Below are 19,695 nucleotides of genomic sequence, written 5' to 3'. Positions count from 1 at the left end.
CTTTGGGAGAAGACCGGACTGCCTCACCGCAACGCAGTGGCTCATCAATCTCTCCAATTATTCTTCAAGTTTTAAACGGTTTAGAATACGCTCACAATGCTGAAATACCTAATGTTAAGCTACGTAAAGGTGGATTTGCCAAAGGTGTGGGTTTAGTTCACCGCGACTTAAAACCAAGTAATATTTTCTTGGGTTATGTTAACGGTAAAATCACAGCAAAAATAGGCGATTATGGTTTAGCAAAAGCATTTGATTTAGCAGGTTTAAGCGGTAAAACATTAACAGGAAATAAAGCGGGGACTCCGGTTTTAATGTGTCGTCAGCAACTGCTTGATTATAAATATGCCAAGCCAGAAGTAGATGTATGGGCTGCGGCTGCGTGTCTTTATTATATGCTTACGGGAACTTTTCCGCGTAATTTCACTACTGGCGACCCCTTTTTAGCAGTGTTGCAAAATGACCCCGTACCCATTCGCCAGCGTGATGCAAATATACCCAAACAACTTGCAGAGGTAATTGATTTAGCTTTGATAGAAATTATTTTCAGAGTGCAGCAGAGTTTAAACAGGCTTTGTTGAACCTGTTTTAATCGTATCCCCCTATGCATTAGTGACATCTTTCTTAATAAAAGAGATAAAAGCCACAAAGGAGACAGAGGATAGAGTTTGGGAATTAAGGGTAATCAGGCAATGGGATTAATAACATCATCCCACCACTATCGGAAATAACTTGACACTAGAGCAAGGTTTCATTTACAAATATTTCCTAAATAGCAAAATACGAATAAAAAAGTAGTTAGGGCATATGCCTTACCTACTTTTTTATATCGCCAATTTTCTGAAAGCCAGTTTCAATTTCCGAAACAAGCCTGACAGAAGCTGTAGAAAAAGGTTAGCTTAAGTGTTAATCACAAGCCGCACTCCAGCAGCAATGGTAAAAGAATTAGCAATTTGCACCCGTGGATTAACTAAGCAATTTGACCGGCACGTTGCTGTCAATGATGTTGATTTAGAGATCGAGGCGGGGGAAGTATATGGACTGATTGGGCCGAATGGCGCGGGTAAAACGACTCTCATCCGCATGTTGGCAACTGCTGAGGAACCAACTACAGGTGAGATTTATATTAATGGCGATCGCCTACTCCGTGACAAGAGTAACCCCAAACTCAAGCGTCGTCTAGGCTACTTACCCGATGACTACCCGCTATATGAGGATTTGACAGTCTGGGACTACCTAGATTATTTTGCGCGTCTGTATCGTTTGCGAGAACCACGCCGCACTCAACGCCTACATGAAGTTTTAGAACTAATCCAACTTGGTAATAAACGCCACAGTCAGATTTCTACTCTGTCGCGGGGGATGAAACAGCGCTTAAGTTTAGCGCGAACGATTATCCACGAACCGATTTTACTACTACTAGATGAGCCTGTTTCTGGGCTTGACCCCATTGCTAGGATGCAGTTTCGGGAAATCATTAAGGCTTTGCGAGAAGCTGGGATGACTGTAATCATTTCTTCCCACGTTCTTAGTGATTTAGCGGAACTCTGTACTTCTGTAGGAATTATGGAACTTGGCTTTTTGGTAGAAAGTACTTCCCTACAGCAACTTTACCAACGTCTTGCCCATCAGCAAATTCTGATATCAACTCTGGGGAACTTAGAGGCACTTTTGAGCCAACTAAAACATCATCGTTTAGTAGAAGAGTGGGAGGTAATAACAGGAAAAAACAGTGTGCGGGTGAATTTTTCGGGCAAAGATGAAGATAGTGCTGAGTTATTGCGATCGCTCATCAAAGCAGGTATTCCTCTGACTGATTTTCACTGCACACAAGAAGACTTAGAAAGTATTTTCTTAAAATTAGGTCACAAACAAGCATCTTGATACGTCAATAAATATCACTCCCCATTTTTGGAGAATTTTTTCTTATGATGCTCAATTTAATAGACAAAATCGGCGATTGGAATCCGCAACTATTCCGGGAACTCAAAGGACGGCTGAAATTTTTTAATGTCGCGATCGCAGTTGCAACATCCTTACTACTGCAATTGGTAGTTTTTTTATTTCAGTTCCGCGAGTTTCCTGATGATAAATACTCTCTAACTGGCACATACTGTCATTTGCGTCAAGCATACGAACGGCAACAAAACCAGCTTTACCAACAATCAAATCAATCTAAAATTGCTGAGTTCAATGATTTTATCTCAAAGAACTTTTGCCCCCAAAACGAAATTGATTGGCAGTTGTGGTGGCAAAACCATTGGGAACATATATTCCTAACGTTTAGTGTAATTTTTATATTTACACTATTAGTTGCAGGAACTTATTTACTAATAAACGATTTAGCCAAAGAAGAAACTCGCGGTACGCTGAATTTCATCCGTCTCAGCCCTCAATCAGAAACAAGTATATTGACTGGCAAGTTGCTAGGAGTTCCGAGTTTAATTTATCTCGTGGTCTTAATAGCAGTTCCTTTACATTTGTGGGCTGGACATTCTGCCAAAATTGCCTTTGGTTACATTTTGAGTTATTACGCGATTCTTGCTGCTAGCTGTATTTTCTTCTACAGTGCCGCACTACTATTTAGCTTAGTTAGTCGTTGGTTTAGCGGTTTTCAGCCTTGGTTAGGTAGTGGTGCAGTTTTCCTTTTTTTGTTCATAACGATGAACCTGGCATCGGTTTATAGCAATACTTTAAATAATTCAACTGCTTGGTTTAGACTCTTTAATCCTTGGGATGTAACTAATTATCTATTTCCTAGCTTGTTTCATCAATCCAATGGTTCTCCCCTGACAAACTGGCAGTTTTTCTATTTACCATTAGGGACAAGTGTTTTTAGTGTTGTTGGTTTCCACTTGCTGAACTTTGGATTGTGCAGTTACGGAATTTTGCAAGCTCTTAAACGTTGCTTCCGTAATCCTCAAGCCTCCATAATCAGCAAAGAACAAAGTTACTTATTAGTAGCGTTTTGCCAGTTGATGATGTGGGGATTTACTCTACAAGTTAGTAAAAATAGTCACACATGGGATCAACAAGTTGGGGAAAATTATGTTTTCCTGACAGTGTACAACTTGGTGTTGATTTTAAGTTTAATTGCAGTTCTTTCCCCTCACCGTCAAGATGTACAAGATTGGGCAAGATATCGACATCAGGGAGTTTCTAGCTACAAGAGTGTTTGGCAGGATTTAATTTGGTCTGAAAAAAGCCCTGCACTCGTGGCGATCGCAATTAATCTGGCAATTGTTACTATCCCCTGGTTAGTTTGGGTTTCACTTATATCTGTTATTGATGCCAACGATGTTCCAACTTTGTTGAGTAACGTGGTTATCAGCTTTAAAGTACTTTTAACCATAGCTTTGTCCATCAGCTTAATGATGATTTACGCTACCATCGCCCAATTGATACTTTTGCTGAAAACTCCTAAGCGTTCTTTCTGGGCAATTGGGACTATAGGTACAGCAATGTTCCTACCACCGATGATTCTACAATTTCTCGACATTTCCTCATCGAAATATCCTACTGTCTGGTTATTTTCAACTTTTCCTTGGGCAGCTATAGAACACGCTGGGGCGACAACAATTTTTATGGCACTCTTAGCTGATTTGAGTGTTCTAGCATTGTTAAACTTCCATCTGACAAGGCGCGTGAGATTAGCAGGCGAATCTGCTACGAAAGCATTATTGGCAGGACATTAGGTAAGTAGTTATCGATACACTTTATAACCCCGATTTCTTAAAGAAATCGGGGTTATAACGTTTCCTAATCACATTAAGTACATCTTAGCCCCCTCCTCGCTTGCTCTTAGGGGGTTGGGGGTGGGGTTCTTGAGGTTTAGTAACTAATCAAGCGGACATGATATTATGTATTATTTGCCTAAATTGACGGTTAAATTTTTAATCGGCATAAATATCACGGCTATCTAAGAATTATGCTAAATCTTTCTACTCAAGACCTACGCCACACAGCCATCAAGTTTTTAGAACAAAGTCCCCCACAGCGTCTACAAATTCTTAACCAATTGGGCATAGCTCGTTATGAGTTTTTAACCAAAATACGATTAAATGAAGCAAATATCATTTGTATGATGCGGTTTTTTCAATATCCAAATCAGCTAAAATTTCCTAATCTTATAGGAGCAGATTTATCTGGTTTAATTTTAGATGGCGTAAACTTTATTCGAGGAAATTTATCAGAAGCAAATCTACAAGGTAGTAGTTTAATCGATGCAGACCTATTATTTGCAAATTTTACGAAAGCCGACTTGAGAAACGCAGATTTACGAGGTGCAACTCTGAACGAGACTATTTGGTTAGATACTCTAGTCGATAAGTGTCAGCTTGGCGTAGGTACTGGTTTAAATCATCTGCAACGTCAAGATTTACAATTACGCGGAGCTAGATTTAATTCTTGAAAAAATGATAATTAAAACACACAAAATTATAAAATTATTGAATTGAAATTAACCTGGATAAGTTAATGAGTATTAAGTTGCCCCAAAAATTGATGTTGCTGGGTTCAGGAGAACTAGGGAAAGAGTTTGCGATCGCAGCTCAACGTCTTGGTAATTATGTGATTGCCGTTGACCGCTACGCCAATGCTCCAGCGATGCAAGTTGCTGATGCTTATGAAGTTATTTCTATGCTCAGTGCTGATGATTTAGAAGCTGTAGTGACAAAACATCAGCCAAATATAATTATACCAGAAATTGAAGCAATCAGAACAGAAAAGCTTTTGGAATTTGAACAGCGTGGGATTACAGTTATACCAACTGCGGCTGCTACTAACTATACAATGAATCGCGATAGAATTCGCGAACTGGCGCATCAAGAATTGGGCATCAGAACGGCTAAATATGGTTATGCAACAACTTTAGAAGAATTGATTGCAGTTTCTGATGAAATTGGGTTTGGTAATGTTGTTAAACCTGTGATGTCATCCTCTGGTAAAGGTCAGTCTGTAGTCCAGGATAAGAGTGAGGTTGAGAAAGCTTGGAATTATGCGATCGCTAATTCTAGAGGTGACAGTCAAAAGGTAATAGTAGAAGAATTTATTAACTTTGAAATTGAGATAACTTTACTGACAATTAAACAGTGGAATGCACCGACAATTTTCTGTTCTCCTATTGGTCATCGTCAAGAACGAGGCGATTATCAAGAATCGTGGCAACCCGCATTAATTTCTGAAGATAAGATATTAAAAGCTCAAGAAATAGCCATAAAAGTTACTGATGCTTTAGGAGGAGCCGGAATTTTTGGCGTTGAGTTTTTCATTACCAAAGATGAAGTGATTTTTTCCGAACTTTCTCCCAGACCGCACGATACGGGAATGGTGACATTAATCTCACAAAATCTCAATGAATTTGAACTACATCTGCGAGCTATTTTAGATTTGCCAATTCCTCATATAGAACAGCTAGGAGCATCAGCTAGTGCGGTAATTTTAGCTTCAAAAAAATCTGATTCTATTGCTTTTAGTGGTGTAGCCGATGCTTTGTCAGAAAAAGATGTAGATATTAGATTATTTGGTAAACCTAATGCTCATCCATATCGGCGAATGGGCGTAGCTTTAGCGAAGGGTGTTAATGTGCAGGAGGCTAGGGAAAAAGCTACGAAAGCCGCAAGCAAAATCATAATTAATTGATAGATTTTATTACAAGTAATCACCCGAACTTGATATAACCCCCCTTAAAAAGCTTGTCGTTACCGACATTTTTATAATAGTCAAAGTGTCGCGCTTACCCGATATCCCGCCCAGAACTTAAGTTCTGGGCTGATAGCTAAAGTCCACTCAAGTGGACTGAAATTTTCCCTTTTACATAAGAGAGTCTTCTACATGGCTGAAAATCTTGTATTTAGTCCTCTTGAGAGGACTTTAACTATTAGCCTTGGAATTTATTCCGAGGCGGGAATGGTAACGAAGCCCAAGATTTAAAAAATGTTGGTAATAACAAGCCCTAAAAAGTGGTGAATTAGAATTTTAGCCCCCAATTTATCGGGGGTTGGGGGATCTGATATATTTGTTAAGAAGCGTTTTCACCTTAAGTTGACACGTATAACTAACCCAATTGAGAACTGCTACCTCGTAACACTGTTAGGCGAATCAACCGCAGCAACTGGGTTCTCTTGATTCAGGTAATCGTAAACTAGTCGGGAAACTTGACGAATAAAGTCTCTCCCCCTGCTGTCCTTATACGGACGGGTGACGAAGATAGCCGCCAAGTAGCGCTTACCATTTGGCATAGTAACAAATCCCGCATCGCCGATAAGAAACCCGATATCTCCAGTTTTGTTAGCGATGACTGCACCTTTCCCCAAACCTGCGGGAAGCAGTGTGTGAATTGTGGTGCGACGCAGAATATCCAAGGCTTGTTCTCGACTCTGCAAAGAAACTAGCTTGTTATTCACAACTAAAGCCAGCACCCGCGCCATATCTTCAGAACTTGTGGTGTTGGTTCCTCTCAAGTCAGCCAAAAGATGGCGAATTACTGTGTCTTTCAGTCCCCAAGTACGGAAACGCTGATTTAGTTTCGCCGCTCCACCCAAGCGATCAATAATCATGTTGGTGGCGGTATTGTCACTGATAGTAACCATCTTGGTGATGGTTTCCAAAGCCGTGTACTTCTTACCAACTCGCTCATACTGCATGGTTCCAGAACCATTGGTAACTAAGTCACGCCGCATGGTCAGTATTTCCTGAAGGGTGACTTTACCAGCATCTAAATCCTGGAAAAAGGCGATGAGAATTGGTAGTTTGATTGTACTTGCAGCTGGGAAAACGCGATCGCCTCCAATATCCAAATAATCCCCAGTATCTAAATCCAGGAAAAACATTCCTGTTTTCAGAAAACTATAGCGACTCATCAAGGCTTTAATTTGAGGTTCCAGCGCTTTCATCGGTGAATGCATCGGAACCACGCCAGCAAACAGAGTGCTATTATTACTCACTGTTGGAAAAATACTCGATTGAGTCGGAGTTATTTCTAGATATTTCGGCTGGGTTGCAGTCAGTGGAATTGGCTGGGGTAACTGCACAGACCAATGATTGGGGGATTCCTCTTGCAGCTTTACTTGTACTAAATCAAAGGTATAACCGGGTGCTAAACTAACTACCATGCGGGTAGTCTGTGCGTTAAACTGCTCGATGCGAATCACTTGAATTACTGACCCCACCCTTTGACTAGTCTGTGGATATCCTAATGTAACTCCAGGCAAATTAATTACCAGACGAGTAGGGTTGGTAAGTAGTTGCAGTTTCGGTTGAATATTCTCATCTGTGGTGAAGTCCAAATGATTGCGATTGCTATCAAAATGCCAATTAGCGATGGCTACGCCCGCCGCAGGCATCGCAGTAGCTTTGACAGTAGAGCCAAACAGGAACAAACTTAAGAAGCTGGGTAGAAGCCAGCTAAATTTTAAAATGTTTTCTTTATGTGTGAGGAACATTGGCGATCGCTTTCTTTGTGTGTGAGGAAGATTCTTGAAAAACAAAAACCGCTCATCATTAAAGCACAATTATGAGAAGTTTTGTAAATTGCCGTGAAAAGGCACGATAACGAACGAACCGATTTTCAGCGTGGCGTAACCTACCGCATCCACGCGCGAATCTGTTTGCGTATCGCGGCTGATGACTGTTTCTCCGGCGCAAGTCGCAATGCCATAATTGTGTCACTGAAGGCTTTTATTGCGAAATCCACAGTAGATATTCGACAGGAATACCACATAAAAAACGAGTGTTATCCTGACATAACATTGACATAATAATGACATATCTAAGAAGTATACAATCAACTATAGTTTTAACAAATCACCATAATTTCTGTTTAGTAACTGCGCTGTTCACAAATTTAATCTTACTTAATTAAGTATTAACCAAGCAAGTGCTATTGCAGAATTTTTTGTTGCATAAGATATCTCAAATCAGTTTTGACCTAATTAGGTAACTCAAAAAATTAATGCGAGGTGAAAGTGAAAGTTTTTAACATATATAAAATTAGTCTAAGCTTGGTATTATTAGCTACACCCTTATGTATTTTTCCGCTGAGAATACTTGCCCAAACTCCAAATCCCAAACAGCCAGCAGTTATTATTAATAGTGGCTCTACAAATACCTGCAAATATAGAATTGAGCTATTGCCATCCGGAAAAGCAACTTACACTGTTTGCAACAGAAAAAGTGCAGGTGAAATAAAAGTGGACACAGCTACGAAATTCTTCAATGATATTTCGGCAGCTAAACCATTATCAAAATTACCATATAAACCATGTGCTAGATCTGTTTCATTCGGTACATCAACTCAAGTCAGGTATCAAGGGCAAATATCTCAAGATATTAGCTGTCCAAGTAATGATTTGAGGGTGACAAATCTGTATGAGGATACTAAAAGCATTCAACAGGAATTGAACTTTTCAACTTCCAAAAATTAACTGTCTACGTTTGACTTGCAATCTCAATTAAAATCCCGTCTAATGCACTTGCTACCCGATCCTAATACGGTTTGGATAAGCTGGGGAGGCGCTTGGAGGTAAGCTGAAAAACATCTAATTTGCATAACCGAATTAAACAGAACTCTTGTGGGGTGGGCATCTTGCCCGCCCTAATTATGCAAGTTAAATGTGGAACAGCTTACTTAAATGAAGAGATTAAATTTAAACACTCTTGCTTTCCCAGAACTTTCTTCTACCCCCGGTTAAAGAGATCGCCTTAACAGATAACTTTCTTAGGGACTTCCAAATAAAAAAATATTCAATTATTTATTGTGGGGTGGGCGTCTCGCCCGCCCAGTTTATATGGCTCTCGTGTCGCCCACCCCACAAGTAGTAGTAATTTATTTCTTGGAGTTCCCTTAACCGAATCGTATTGAGAGTTACTCAGATTGTTGGAGAAGCTACTAGCTTCACTGATAATGCTATCCGCTTACCAAGGTTTTTGGGCGTTGCAGATATTTGGCAAATTCTAAAATTCCCCCCCTGCAACGCCGCTTTTTGCGTAGGCTGTTTCTGTAATCAGTTTGATTGATGCACGTTAAAATCCTAAATCTACGGCAATACGGTGGGCGCAAGCAAACCCAGAAAAAGCTACTGCATTCAACCCTTGACCCGGAAAGGTACTATCTCCTACACAATAAAGTCCTGGAATAGCTGTGCGATTAAAGGGCATGTTCAATAACCCCCACAACTTGCGCCGGGGAATTGGCCCATATGTGCCATCCTCACGACCCAAAAAGCGGCGATGTGTGCGCGGTGTGCCTACTTCTAAATAATCCAATTCAGCATCTAAACCTGGAAAAATCTTCTCCAGCCGGTCAATTATTCGCCAAGCCGCCTCTTCTTTCTTCGCTTCGTACTCACTCACAGAAAGTTCTTGCCAATCATCAATCCAGTGAGGCGTGAAGGCATGAATGATGTGATATCCATTTGGTGCTAAATCTGGGTCAAGCAATGTGGGAATCGAAACAAAAATTGTGCCTTCTGCCGCCGTCATCTTTTCCCAATCTTCCAGCAAAATATGATGGCACTCTGTCCCCGCAGGTAAAACAGACTCCTTTACCCCCATGTGCAAACTCAAGAAGCTGGGAGATTTTTGATAATTTTGTTGCCAAATTTTCTCATTACGCGGCATTGATTCTGCTGGTAATAATTGTTCAAATGTATCCCAGCGTGTAGCATTAGAAACTATGCGTTTACCCCGATATACTTTACCATTAGCCAGTTGCACACCTACCGCTTTTCCCTGTTCTGTGAGAATTTTCGTGACTCTAGCTTGGTACTGAATCTTACCTCCAGCCTTCTCTAGACCCTGCACCAGTTTTTGGGCAATTTGTCCGACTCCGCCTTTAGGATAGTTAACTCCGCCATAATGCCTGTCAGAAAAGACCATTCCAGCATTAATCATTGGTGTCATCTCTGATGGAACCACCGACCAGCAATAACATTCCATATCGATAAATTTCAATAATTGCGGGTTTTTGATGTAGCGCCGCGCCACGTCCCCGGCATTTTGGGGCAGATACTTAACTAAACCGAGACACGCCAATGGATGCTGAAAAAATACCCGCAGTAGATACCGAGGTTCTTCCAGCGACAGCAAATCCATGCTGTTGAGACACTTGAATACTTTTTGGCATTCGTCATAAAAGCGACGAATCCCCTGTTCTTCATGGGGAAAATGAGCAGTAAGATTTTGCAAAAATTTTTCATAAACCCGGTCAACTTTCAGGTCTAAACCTTCGGGTAGATGATAGTGAATCTGCACTGGATCTGCGATCGCTTCTTGGCTGACATTTACAGCTGATAATGCACGGGTGAGTAAGTTGGTAGTACCATTTTGCCCCAGCCCAAAAATCATTGATGCCCCAACATCAAATCGATAACCTTGGCGTTCAAAATAACCAGCGCTACCACCTGGAATCAAATAACGTTCCAGTACCAGCACTTTCGCTCCCTTCGCTGCTAACTGGGTCGCTGTTACTAATCCGCCAACCCCAGACCCAATCACGATCGCATCAATATCTTGCATTTTAGTCATTAGTCATTAGTCATTAGTTATTTGTCCCTTGTTCCTTGTCTAGAGTCAACCAATATTTACTAATGCCCAATCCCCAATCACAAAAAAAGAGGGACGAGCCTGCTGCTGCTGGCTAATCCCGTCTGCCGATCCTTAAAAGAGAGGAGAACACTGTATAAGAATATAGCTTTGATTGACAATTAATGTCAACTGCTAATGAAAAATATTATCAATAAATTTGAGAGTGTTAATTTTAGCCGTCAGCCGGATGCAGGAAGGAGTATTATGGTGTTTCAGTTCTTATACAATAAAAAGACCCACTTTTCTGCCTATGACGCTACAATTGCGCGTTTATGTTCCACCGCATCCCCTGATAAAACACTGGCTGGCAGTTGCTCGTGATGCAGGCACACCTTCAGTATTATTTCGCAGTGCCATGACTGAGTTGGGAAGATGGCTGACTTATGAAGCTGCACGAGACTGGTTGCCGACTCAAGAAACAATCGTGCAAAGTCCCTTGGATACTTGTCCAGCAACGGTGATTGATCCGCAGATACCAGTAGCAGTAGTGCCAATTCTGCGGGCTGGACTAGGATTACTAGAGGGAGCGCAGACTTTACTGCCTTTAGCATCGATTTACCACCTTGGCTTGGCGCGAGACGAACAGACGCTGCAACCTCATTGTTATCTGAACAAGTTACCAGAAAAATTTGACCCTCAAACACGAGTGTTAATTACCGATCCAATGTTGGCAACCGGAGGGTCGATCATGGCAGCAATGGCAGAATTGACACAACGGGGTGCTGATCCAGCCCTGATGCGGATTGTTTGCGTAGTGGCGGCTCCACCAGCTTTGCAAAAACTCAGTGAAGCTTATCCAGGTTTAATAATTTACACGGCGACTATTGACGAAAAACTGAACAGCAAGGGGTATATTGTACCGGGATTGGGAGATGCAGGCGATCGCATCTTTGGGACTTAAGCTAGTATGCAGCTAGGGCAGAAAAATAGCATAACTACTGTAAAAGTTGCAAGCTTTGTTGAAGGCGGTAAAGATATGAGTCAGCGAGATGGTTTTGGCAGTGGTTTTTTAGCCGGGGCGTTTGTTGGTGGTGTATTTGGTGGCGTTATCGGCGCACTGATTGTTTCTCGACGCGAGCCAGAATTGCTAGCAGAGGAGGAAACAGAACTGACAGATAGCCAAGTAGAAGCTAAGAAAATAGCAGCAAAGCGGCGTCAGATGAAAGCCTCAGAAAGTGAGAGTATTGGTATAGAAACGGCCAGGCGATCGCTAGAAGATAAAATTGCCCAGCTAAATGCCACAATTGATGAAGTGCGAAACCAACTGGGAAATGTTAATGGCGGTTCACCCCAAGCAACCAATGACCGCTCCCTCACTAAAGACTCCTAAGGTTTGTTTAGGCGTGGTGAAAGTGTCAAGTGTGGTAAATGTGGAATCTGCAAACACTTTTGACTTTGGACTAAATTAAAATTAAAAGATAAGACCGTGTTTGACACTTAGTAGGAAACCAACAAATCCATGTACCTTCTGATTAACACTCTGGCTACTTTCATTCAGATTTATACTCTTTTGTTAATTATTCGGGTTTTATTGACCTGGTTCCCGACAATCAACTGGTACAACCAACCATTTGCCGCTTTGAGCCAGATAACTGATCCTTATCTCAATCTGTTTCGCAGAATTATTCCCCCATTGGGCGGGATGGATTTTTCCCCAATGTTAGCTATTATACTGCTTCAAGTCGTAGGTGGTGGTCTGCAAGCCGTCTAATAACACAGAATTTGGATTTTCCTCCATGTTCAACTAATGAATTTTAGGTCTGAGCTAACCAGCTCAGACTTATGCAATTTTAAGGCTAATAAAGGATAATTATGGATGCAATAATTGAAAACTGACGCTATATTTTACGATATATTTCAACAATTTCCTAATATTTTATTTGAACTTATTGGTCAACCTAATACTAATAGCAATGCTTATGAGTTTATTGCACCAGAAATTAAACAACGTTCTTTTCGTTTAGATGGAGTATTTTCTCCTCTAAAAGGATTTGGTCATGAACCGCTTTATTTTGTAGAAGTTCAGTTTTACAAAGATGAAGAATTTTATGACCGTCTATTTACAAGTATTTTCCTTTACTTTTCTCAATATAAACCACTCACTTCTGAGTGGTATGCAATAGTTATTTATGATAAGCACAGCAATGAAACATCTTGTCCTTTACGTTATGGTGCCTTGTTAGAGCCTCATTTACGCTGCTTTTATCTGGATGAACTTGAGGTAGTAGCCGAAGAATCTCTGGGTGTAGGAATTGTCCGATTGGTCGTAGAAACTGACAACAAAGCACCAGAGCTTGCTAAACAGTTAATTGACAAAGCTAGATTGGAATTAGCCGATGTTCTCATCCAAAGAAAAGTTTTAGAATTTATAGAAGAGATTATTGTTTACAAGTTTCCTAATTTTAACCGAGAGGAGATAGAAGCTATGCTGAATTTAAATTTACTGAAACAAACCAGAGTTTATCAAGAAGCAAAAGAAGAAGTAAAAGAAGAAGTAAAAGAAGAACTAAAGCTAGAACTAAAGTTAAAATTGATACCCAAATTAGTACAAAAAGGGTTAAGTATTCAGGAAATAGCAGAATTATTAGAATTAGACCTTGAAATCATTAGGAAATCTCTTAATTAGAGAACTATTCCTACAAGTAGGATTTTACTATGAGAGGAGCATCGCTGCACGCTACATTCTGTGAAGGGACTATTCCTATTCCTGCGCTATTCATCCCGACACCGAATCTTTGGATAAAGTGCGGGACTTCTAGCCAGAAAAGTTAAAATTTATTACCTACGGACTTGACCGCTAAATCCGGCAGCCTTGAACTGCTTCAGTTTCAACGGAGTAGGCTGATTGGCAGGTACAGAAATTCTCAATTCAAAATCGCTAATGCCTGGTGGCACCTCAGTAATAGAACCTAAGCGAGTGCGGTTTTGCATCACCGAGTCATTATTGGCATCATAGATGCGTCCAAAAATATCTGCGTCGTAGACTGTTTTATTAGTGCCATTTTCTGCTTTGCCAATGACAATAAAACAATTGGCAGCTGCGCTACCACTACTGATAACAGCCCCTTGTGCTAGTTCTGGTGGACAATCTTTATAGGAAACATCAAATAGTTTAATCTGTGTCAGGGCTAGAGCTTCTGGAGCGATCGCCCACGATAGAAAGGTGATGAGACAAGAAATCAAAACAACGGTGAGTGAGCGCAACCGCATAAAAGACCCCGTGACTTAATCTAACAAACAATATCTAACTTACAACCTCAGCTTACCTGAATTTAAGTACAGGAAGATTGGAGACTTTAATTTAGCATTTGTAATAATTAGGGAAATAAACCCTCAATTGCTATTAACTTATGACTCCAGATGAGATTGAAGCAGCTATGTTCGCAGCCTTTAATGATTGTGATGCCGCAAGCTGTCCTCTCACTGACGCGCAGAAACAGATATTACTGCAAGTGGTCGAGCAAATTCAGGGAAATTCTAGCTTTGGGATGTCAAATATTGCTAATCCCTTAGACGAACTTACCCCAGAGGAGTTAGAAACATTTTTACAGTTTGTTAAGGATGAAGAACAGCGCAACCGTACTTGGAAAGTCCAATTACTCAACGACTGGCTGCTGGGAAATGACTCTGGAACAGTACAATTCATTCGCAAACGCTATGGTTTACAGTGGCTCAATCGTGTTGAGTCATGTCATTTTGATAAGTATTCTTATTTTGAGGATGCACTCAAGCTGAGAGTAGGCGATCGCATTGAAGCTTCCAATGCACTATGGGAATGGGTGCAAGAAGATGGGCCTTGTAAGCGCGAATGGTTTCCCTGTATGGTGATTAAGGTCGAGGAAATTAGCGATTGCGATGATTCATCTACTAATTGCGTCGTCCGCTTCTTCAATGGCGCTGAGTATGAAATTCAAGGCATCTACGAATGGAATCGCTATAACTGGCGCTGGCCGCAGAAATAGTGGGGAGCGGGGAGTGGGGAGTGGGGAGTGGGGGATGAGGGGGATGAGGGGGATGAGGGAGATAAGGCAATACGGTTCGGATAAGGTTTTTTGATGACTTTGTAGAGACGGCGATTTATCGCGTCTCTTGCCTTAACCGAACCGTATTGGGAGATAAGGGAGATAAGGGAGATGAGGAAAATTAGAGACTCGGTTATCCACCTTTGAACTCCATTAATGAGTCTTTGAACTCCATTAATGAGTCTTTGAACTCTATTAATAGACCTATCCACAAATAAAACTCAAAATAGCTGAAACGCTTACCTAGCAAGCTTTTTAGCTAAAATAAAACAATAATCTCTAAAACCCTGTCCAGGGCTAGGTTTCAGGCAAATAAAGTTCTCATTTACGGATAAGTCTAATGAGTCTTTGAACTCCATTAATCAGCCTTTGAACTCCATTAATCAGCCTTTGAACTCCATTAATCAGCCTTTACGCTCTGAGTGCTGCTTTATGTTAATAAAATTATTGCCTAAACAACGCCCACGCCAAAAACCTCTCGGTATAATACAACGCTAATTGATTGCTCACACCGTTGAAAACGGCATCAAAAGCGTGTTCTGCCCAAGGAATTTCTAGAAAAACCGCACTATTACCAGAATCATGTAAACGTTCATACATCTGTCTGCCAAATCGCGCTTCTACCAAATGATCGCGACTGCCGTAAATTAATAAAGTTGGCGGTAAAGGGTGCGTCAGGTAATTTATCGGTGAAGCAATTTGATACTGATTAGGCAATTCTTCTAATGAACCACCAATAAATGCTTTTAAAACAGCGCGAGTGTTGATGGGATCGGGATTTGGCGGTGTTTTGTATCCTTCAGGTAAGTTAACAGGCCCGTAATAGTTCACCACACCACGAATCGGTGGTGCATCCGGTTGATAAGCCGCTAACATTGCTAGATGCGCTCCCGCAGAACGTCCTAAAAGTACCATACGTTCTGGATCAGCTTCATATTCAGATGCATGTTTGCGAATAAAATTTAGGGCTGTACGCACATCATCTAACTGAGCGGGAAACCGATATTTTGGTGCGTGTCGATAGTCGATCGCAAATACTGTATATCCATGATTAGCAATATATTGATTAAACTCGGAATTGGCATGAGGATTGCCATATTGCCAAGCTCCACCGTAAATTACTACTACTGTTGGATATTTCCCTACCTCTGAGGGTTGGTAAACTTCCATTTTTAAAGGCACTCCCGCAGGAGAAGCAAAGAGAATATCTTTTTGATGACGCGTTTTCCCTAATGGAATACCCCGGAAGAAATTAACTAAGTTAAAGGGATGGGTTTGCATCTTAGCGCTTACTTGGGCTGGAATTTGCTCTAGATAATCTGCTCCTAACCCTTGTTTCATCGCTTTAGCCATCTGTAGTTGAGTTAGTGGGATATTAACTAGCACCCATCCACAAATTAGCAATCCTATTAAACTGAAAATCCAAGCTAAACGCTGTAATTTATAGAGACTGATGTAGAAAAAAGAAAGTAATAAAGAGAGCAAATTTAATAACAATAGCCAAGGACTGACTTCTGGCGCTCCTACTGCTAGGGTGAGTAAAAACATATTTGGAGCCGGAAGAATAATCCAAGAACTAAGAAATAGACTTGCAAAACTGAGTAATAATGCAAACCATGATAAAAGTATTTTTGGTTTAGCAAACATAGATTAAAGTCCGGTAATAACGACTCCAAAGAAGTACAATTTATCCGCCAATGCTCAGGTTGGCAATAGTTACAGGTATTTTCAGGGAAATAGATGATGCTGTAGCCCTGGTGAATGGAATAGAGCCTCCGGCACGCTGACGCGTAGCTTGCTTCTCCGTAGGAGTACGCGGCTATACAAACTCTCGTCCGCGCGGACTTAAAGGAAAAAGCAACTGGCGTGCGGTTTCTAACCGCCCTATCAACCTAAACCCAAATCTTCTTTCAACGCTTGGCGCATCACTTCTACAGATATAGTTTCTTGCTGCAACCAGATTTTTAAGGCTGCTACTCCTTGTTGAACTAGCATTTCTAATCCATCGATCGCAATTACACCTTGTTTTTCTGCTTGCTCTAGAAATTGCGTCGGTTTCGGAATATATATTAAATCGTAGGCGATCGCACCCGTTGGTAAATTCGCTATTTCCTCTACACTCAAAGGCGACTCATCAACCTTGGGATACATACCTATGGGGGTTGTATTTACCAGCAGATTAGCTTGAGGAATTAGCTTTGGCAATTCTTCCCATTGATGAACTTGTAAATTTTCACTTATGGGTGAATTGCTCCAACTATTGCCAAATTCTTGTAATCTCTGCACATTACGCCCAACAACATGAATTTTGGCAAAACCTAGTTGATGACAACCTGCGACAACTGCTCTAGCCGCACCACCATTGCCTAAAATTACCGCTACCTTCTGACTCCAATCCTGCTTATACGTTGTCTGCAAAGGAGCGATAAATCCTTCTATATCTGTGTTTGTCCCCACCCATTTATTATTTTGGCGACTAACAGTATTCACTGCTCCGATAGTTTGAGCCAGGGGTGTAATTTCTGAGAGTAGGGGTATGATAGCCTGTTTATGAGGTATTGTCACATTAAAACCGACAACACCAATAGCCGCGAAACCTGCGATCGCTATCTCTAGATTCTGTGGTTCGATAGGAAAGGGAAGATAAACGTAATCTAATCCTAAATGAGCGATGTCTTCTCTGCGAGACGCTACGCGAACGACGAGCTGCGCTAACGCGGCATTATGCATCAGTGGCGATCGTGAATGTTCCACCGGATGTCCAATGACTCCTAGTAGTTTAGTTTTGCCTGTAATTAATACTTTTGACATTTTTCATTTGTTAATTGTCAAGCATCAGCATCAAAGGTGCAACTTCGAGGCTAAAAGGTGCAATTTCGAGGCTAAAAGGTGCAACTTCGAGGCTAAAAGGCTCATCGTCGAGGCTAAAAGGCTCATCGTCGAGGCTAAAAGGCTCATCGTCGAAGCTAAAAGGCTCATCGTCGAGGTTAAAAGGCTCATCGTCGAGGCTAAAAGGCTCATCGTCGAAGCTAAAAGGCTCAACGTCGAGGCTAAAAGGCTGAAACTTCTGAGTTTTTTCCTTCTTTATCTCCCTCATCTTCCTCAGACTCCTCTGTTTTCTGTGCCCCACGTTCTTGTACTAGCCTACAATTATTAAAAGCTACTTAACATTTCTTTTAATCATGCAGGCAACTACAGCCCCCTCTACAACCCCAACTCCTGGTAAATATTGGCAGTGGCGAGGGCACAACGTTTATTACGTGTGTGCGGGAGAAAAACAATCGCAACGTCCGCCCTTGCTTTTGGTACATGGATTTGGTGCTTCTACAGACCACTGGCGCAAGAATATCACAGGATTGTGTCAAGATTTTGAAGTATTTGCGATCGACCTTTTGGGATTTGGGCGATCGGCAAAACCGAAATTGCAGTATAGTGGCGACTTGTGGCGTGACCAACTCCATGATTTTATCAGTGAAGTAATTGGTCAAAAAGCAGTATTAGCGGGTAATTCCCTTGGTGGCTATGCTAGCTTGTGTGTTGCAGCACAGCGTCCCGACAGTGCGGCTGGTTTAGTTTTGCTCAATAGTGCAGGGCCTTTTAGCGACAGCCAACCGACATCTGAGCCTGAAGCTTTACAATCAGAAATTGAGGCTGACATACAACCCGCTACTTTCCAGAAACTTCTGGGTGACGGCACTAAGTGGATTCTTCAACAACCTTTAGCCCAGTTTTTGTTATTTCAATACGTGCGACAATCTTGGGTAATTCGCCAAACTCTAGAAAAAGTTTATCTTGACAAGAGTGCGATTACAGACCAATTGGTAGAAGAAATTTCTCGCCCTGCTTACGATGCTGGTGCGTTGGATGTATTTGTGTCAGTCTTTAGCACTCCTCAAGGGGAAAAAGTTGATGTGCTACTAAAGCAATTAACTTGTCCATTATTGATGTTGTGGGGAGAAGCTGACCCTTGGATGAATGCTAGAGAACGTTCGCAAAAGTTTCGTCAATATTATCCTGAACTCAGAGAACATTTTCTAACAGCCGGTCATTGTCCACATGATGAAGTACCAGATAGAGTAAACCAACTTTTAGGCGATTGGGTTTTGTCTATTAGCAAGTGATATAAGCTTTAGACATAGGAGTGAAATTAAATATGCGTTATCCAGAACCCTTGTAGAGACGTAGTACTGCTACGTCTCTACAAGGGTTCTTTTTGAATTGTTATAACAATCCCTCCAATTCGGCGAATTTACGTAAACGTGGTAGACACTGGCGCTGATAAAAACTGCTTAATGTCGGAATTGACAGCCCAAATTCCTCAGATAATTCTCTCCAGCTAACTTCCGGGGGTAGGCGTTTGAGAATTAACACCTGACAATTCACATCTGGACGACCTTTAATGTAAGTACCGCGCAGTTCTCCTTGAGAATCTGTTTTAGCCCATATTTCCAAGTCTTCCAGAATCGGAGGTGCTTGGGGGATAGCTGCGAGGTTATCTACAGGATCAATAGTTTCACTTATTCCACCCGATGTAGACTGACGAACCCGAAGAGGGACTGTTGTAGCTTGTTCCCGGTTCTGGTTAATGTAAAAGTCTTGTAGTCTCCGTTTTAGGTAAGCATTCAGCCAGGTGATGACACTGCCATAGGTGGGGTCATAGATTTGACCTGTCAAACCTTCACAAACATTGCGGCAGAAATATAACCAAGTTTGTTGTAGTGCATCTTGATAGTAGGGAGTACTTTCCCTCCAGAGTCTACTTGCTGTCAAGCGAATAATTTGCGTGAGCAGCTTCTGACGCTGAGGACTTCCAGATGGATATCCACAGGCTTCGGTAACTAAGCGGCGTAGCTGTTCATCGAATTGAAGCATGACAATCTTGGCGAAGAAAGCAAGAATATCTTAGTATTTATTGCCCATAACAACACCCTAAAAAATACCTTTCGTCAAGATGTTAAGGAATGGGAATGGGGAGTGGGGAGTGGGGAATGGGGATTTTGAGTCTTTGAACTGGATGAATAAGTCTCTAATTTTCTTTACTCCCTACTCCCTACTCCCTACTCCCTACTCCCTACTCCCTACTCCCTACTCC

At 41.4% G+C, this 19,695-nt stretch carries 19 protein-coding genes; 12 read left to right on the top strand and 7 right to left on the bottom strand.

The genetic code is table 11. The annotated features are described in order from the left end of the window. The 5 genes from HWQ23_RS03515 to purT form a co-directional block, all read left to right on the top strand. The coding region (locus HWQ23_RS03515) for a protein kinase domain-containing protein (protein WP_292823608.1) at nucleotides 1-578 on the top strand (578 nt) is incomplete at its 5' end. A gap of 352 nt (nucleotides 579-930) precedes the next feature. Further along, entirely contained in the window at nucleotides 931-1,881 is a 951-nt protein-coding gene (locus HWQ23_RS03510; protein ID WP_292823616.1) for an ABC transporter ATP-binding protein, read from the top strand. A 44-nt stretch (nucleotides 1,882-1,925) separates the two neighbouring features. Beyond that, nucleotides 1,926-3,692, top strand: coding sequence for an ABC transporter permease subunit (locus tag HWQ23_RS03505; RefSeq protein ID WP_292823605.1), 1,767 nt, complete (start codon nucleotides 1,926-1,928; stop codon nucleotides 3,690-3,692). Nucleotides 3,693-3,925: 233 nt separating this feature from the next. Beyond that, the gene (locus HWQ23_RS03500; RefSeq protein WP_292823603.1) at nucleotides 3,926-4,408 is read left to right on the top strand and encodes a pentapeptide repeat-containing protein; all 483 of its coding nucleotides are present in this window, start codon (nucleotides 3,926-3,928) and stop codon (nucleotides 4,406-4,408) included. Nucleotides 4,409-4,473: 65 nt separating this feature from the next. Continuing rightward, on the top strand, nucleotides 4,474-5,637 hold the full coding sequence (gene purT / locus HWQ23_RS03495) for a formate-dependent phosphoribosylglycinamide formyltransferase (RefSeq protein WP_292823600.1): 1,164 nt from the start codon (nucleotides 4,474-4,476) through the stop codon (nucleotides 5,635-5,637). A gap of 434 nt (nucleotides 5,638-6,071) precedes the next feature. On the opposite strand, the gene HWQ23_RS03490 is transcribed toward purT, so the two are convergent. Then, complete coding sequence (locus HWQ23_RS03490; protein WP_292823614.1) at nucleotides 6,072-7,439, bottom strand: serine hydrolase; 1,368 nt, start codon at nucleotides 7,437-7,439, stop codon at nucleotides 6,072-6,074. A gap of 522 nt (nucleotides 7,440-7,961) precedes the next feature. On the opposite strand from HWQ23_RS03490, the gene HWQ23_RS03485 reads away from it, so the two are divergent. Then, nucleotides 7,962-8,420 carry a hypothetical protein gene (locus HWQ23_RS03485; protein WP_292823597.1) on the top strand — a complete coding sequence of 153 codons (459 nt, stop codon included), beginning with the start codon at nucleotides 7,962-7,964 and terminating at the stop codon, nucleotides 8,418-8,420. A gap of 598 nt (nucleotides 8,421-9,018) precedes the next feature. Here HWQ23_RS03485 and crtH read toward each other — a convergent pair. Further along, complete coding sequence (gene crtH, locus HWQ23_RS03480) at nucleotides 9,019-10,521, bottom strand: carotenoid isomerase (RefSeq protein WP_292823594.1); 1,503 nt, start codon at nucleotides 10,519-10,521, stop codon at nucleotides 9,019-9,021. Between the two features lie 310 nt (nucleotides 10,522-10,831). Here crtH and upp point away from each other — a divergent pair, with 310 nt between their 5' ends. The 4 genes from upp (at nucleotide 10,832) to HWQ23_RS03460 (ending at nucleotide 13,207) form a co-directional block, all read left to right on the top strand. After that, a complete protein-coding gene (gene upp, locus HWQ23_RS03475; RefSeq protein WP_292823591.1) occupies nucleotides 10,832-11,482 on the top strand; it encodes a uracil phosphoribosyltransferase in 651 nt (216 codons plus the stop codon). Between the two features lie 75 nt (nucleotides 11,483-11,557). Beyond that, entirely contained in the window at nucleotides 11,558-11,911 is a 354-nt protein-coding gene (locus HWQ23_RS03470) for a ssl2009 family thylakoid membrane protein (protein WP_292823611.1), read from the top strand. 129 nt (nucleotides 11,912-12,040) lie between these two features. Then, entirely contained in the window at nucleotides 12,041-12,292 is a 252-nt protein-coding gene (locus HWQ23_RS03465; RefSeq protein WP_292823588.1) for a YggT family protein, read from the top strand. 114 nt (nucleotides 12,293-12,406) lie between these two features. Continuing rightward, nucleotides 12,407-13,207 carry an Rpn family recombination-promoting nuclease/putative transposase gene (locus tag HWQ23_RS03460; RefSeq protein ID WP_292823585.1) on the top strand — a complete coding sequence of 267 codons (801 nt, stop codon included), beginning with the start codon at nucleotides 12,407-12,409 and terminating at the stop codon, nucleotides 13,205-13,207. A gap of 152 nt (nucleotides 13,208-13,359) precedes the next feature. On the opposite strand, the gene HWQ23_RS03455 is transcribed toward HWQ23_RS03460, so the two are convergent. Then, the gene (locus HWQ23_RS03455) at nucleotides 13,360-13,791 is read right to left on the bottom strand and encodes a biotin carboxylase (protein WP_292823582.1); all 432 of its coding nucleotides are present in this window, start codon (nucleotides 13,789-13,791) and stop codon (nucleotides 13,360-13,362) included. Nucleotides 13,792-13,931: 140 nt separating this feature from the next. Between HWQ23_RS03455 and HWQ23_RS03450 the strand changes: the two genes are divergently transcribed. After that, complete coding sequence (locus tag HWQ23_RS03450; protein ID WP_292823579.1) at nucleotides 13,932-14,543, top strand: hypothetical protein; 612 nt, start codon at nucleotides 13,932-13,934, stop codon at nucleotides 14,541-14,543. Between the two features lie 504 nt (nucleotides 14,544-15,047). Here the strand turns inward: HWQ23_RS03450 and HWQ23_RS03445 are convergent. From HWQ23_RS03445 to HWQ23_RS03435, 3 genes are all read right to left on the bottom strand, one after another. Beyond that, complete coding sequence (locus HWQ23_RS03445; RefSeq protein WP_292823576.1) at nucleotides 15,048-16,250, bottom strand: alpha/beta hydrolase; 1,203 nt, start codon at nucleotides 16,248-16,250, stop codon at nucleotides 15,048-15,050. 240 nt (nucleotides 16,251-16,490) lie between these two features. Further along, nucleotides 16,491-17,414, bottom strand: coding sequence for a shikimate dehydrogenase (locus HWQ23_RS03440; protein WP_292823573.1), 924 nt, complete (start codon nucleotides 17,412-17,414; stop codon nucleotides 16,491-16,493). A 10-nt stretch (nucleotides 17,415-17,424) separates the two neighbouring features. Further along, the gene (locus HWQ23_RS03435; RefSeq protein ID WP_292823570.1) at nucleotides 17,425-17,700 is read right to left on the bottom strand and encodes a hypothetical protein; all 276 of its coding nucleotides are present in this window, start codon (nucleotides 17,698-17,700) and stop codon (nucleotides 17,425-17,427) included. 85 nt (nucleotides 17,701-17,785) lie between these two features. On the opposite strand from HWQ23_RS03435, the gene HWQ23_RS03430 reads away from it, so the two are divergent. Continuing rightward, a complete protein-coding gene (locus HWQ23_RS03430; protein ID WP_292823567.1) occupies nucleotides 17,786-18,724 on the top strand; it encodes an alpha/beta fold hydrolase in 939 nt (312 codons plus the stop codon). 100 nt (nucleotides 18,725-18,824) lie between these two features. Here the strand turns inward: HWQ23_RS03430 and HWQ23_RS03425 are convergent, their stop codons facing one another. Next, the gene (locus HWQ23_RS03425) at nucleotides 18,825-19,475 is read right to left on the bottom strand and encodes a sigma-70 family RNA polymerase sigma factor (RefSeq protein ID WP_292823565.1); all 651 of its coding nucleotides are present in this window, start codon (nucleotides 19,473-19,475) and stop codon (nucleotides 18,825-18,827) included. Nucleotides 19,476-19,695 lie beyond the last annotated feature (220 nt).

Origin of the sequence: Nostoc sp. JL33 (genome assembly GCF_017114985.1) — a bacterium.
Lineage (GTDB): Bacteria > Cyanobacteriota > Cyanobacteriia > Cyanobacteriales > Nostocaceae > Nostoc.
Note: the sequence above shows the minus strand (reverse complement) of the source record. Positions and strands in the feature narration are given on the sequence as shown.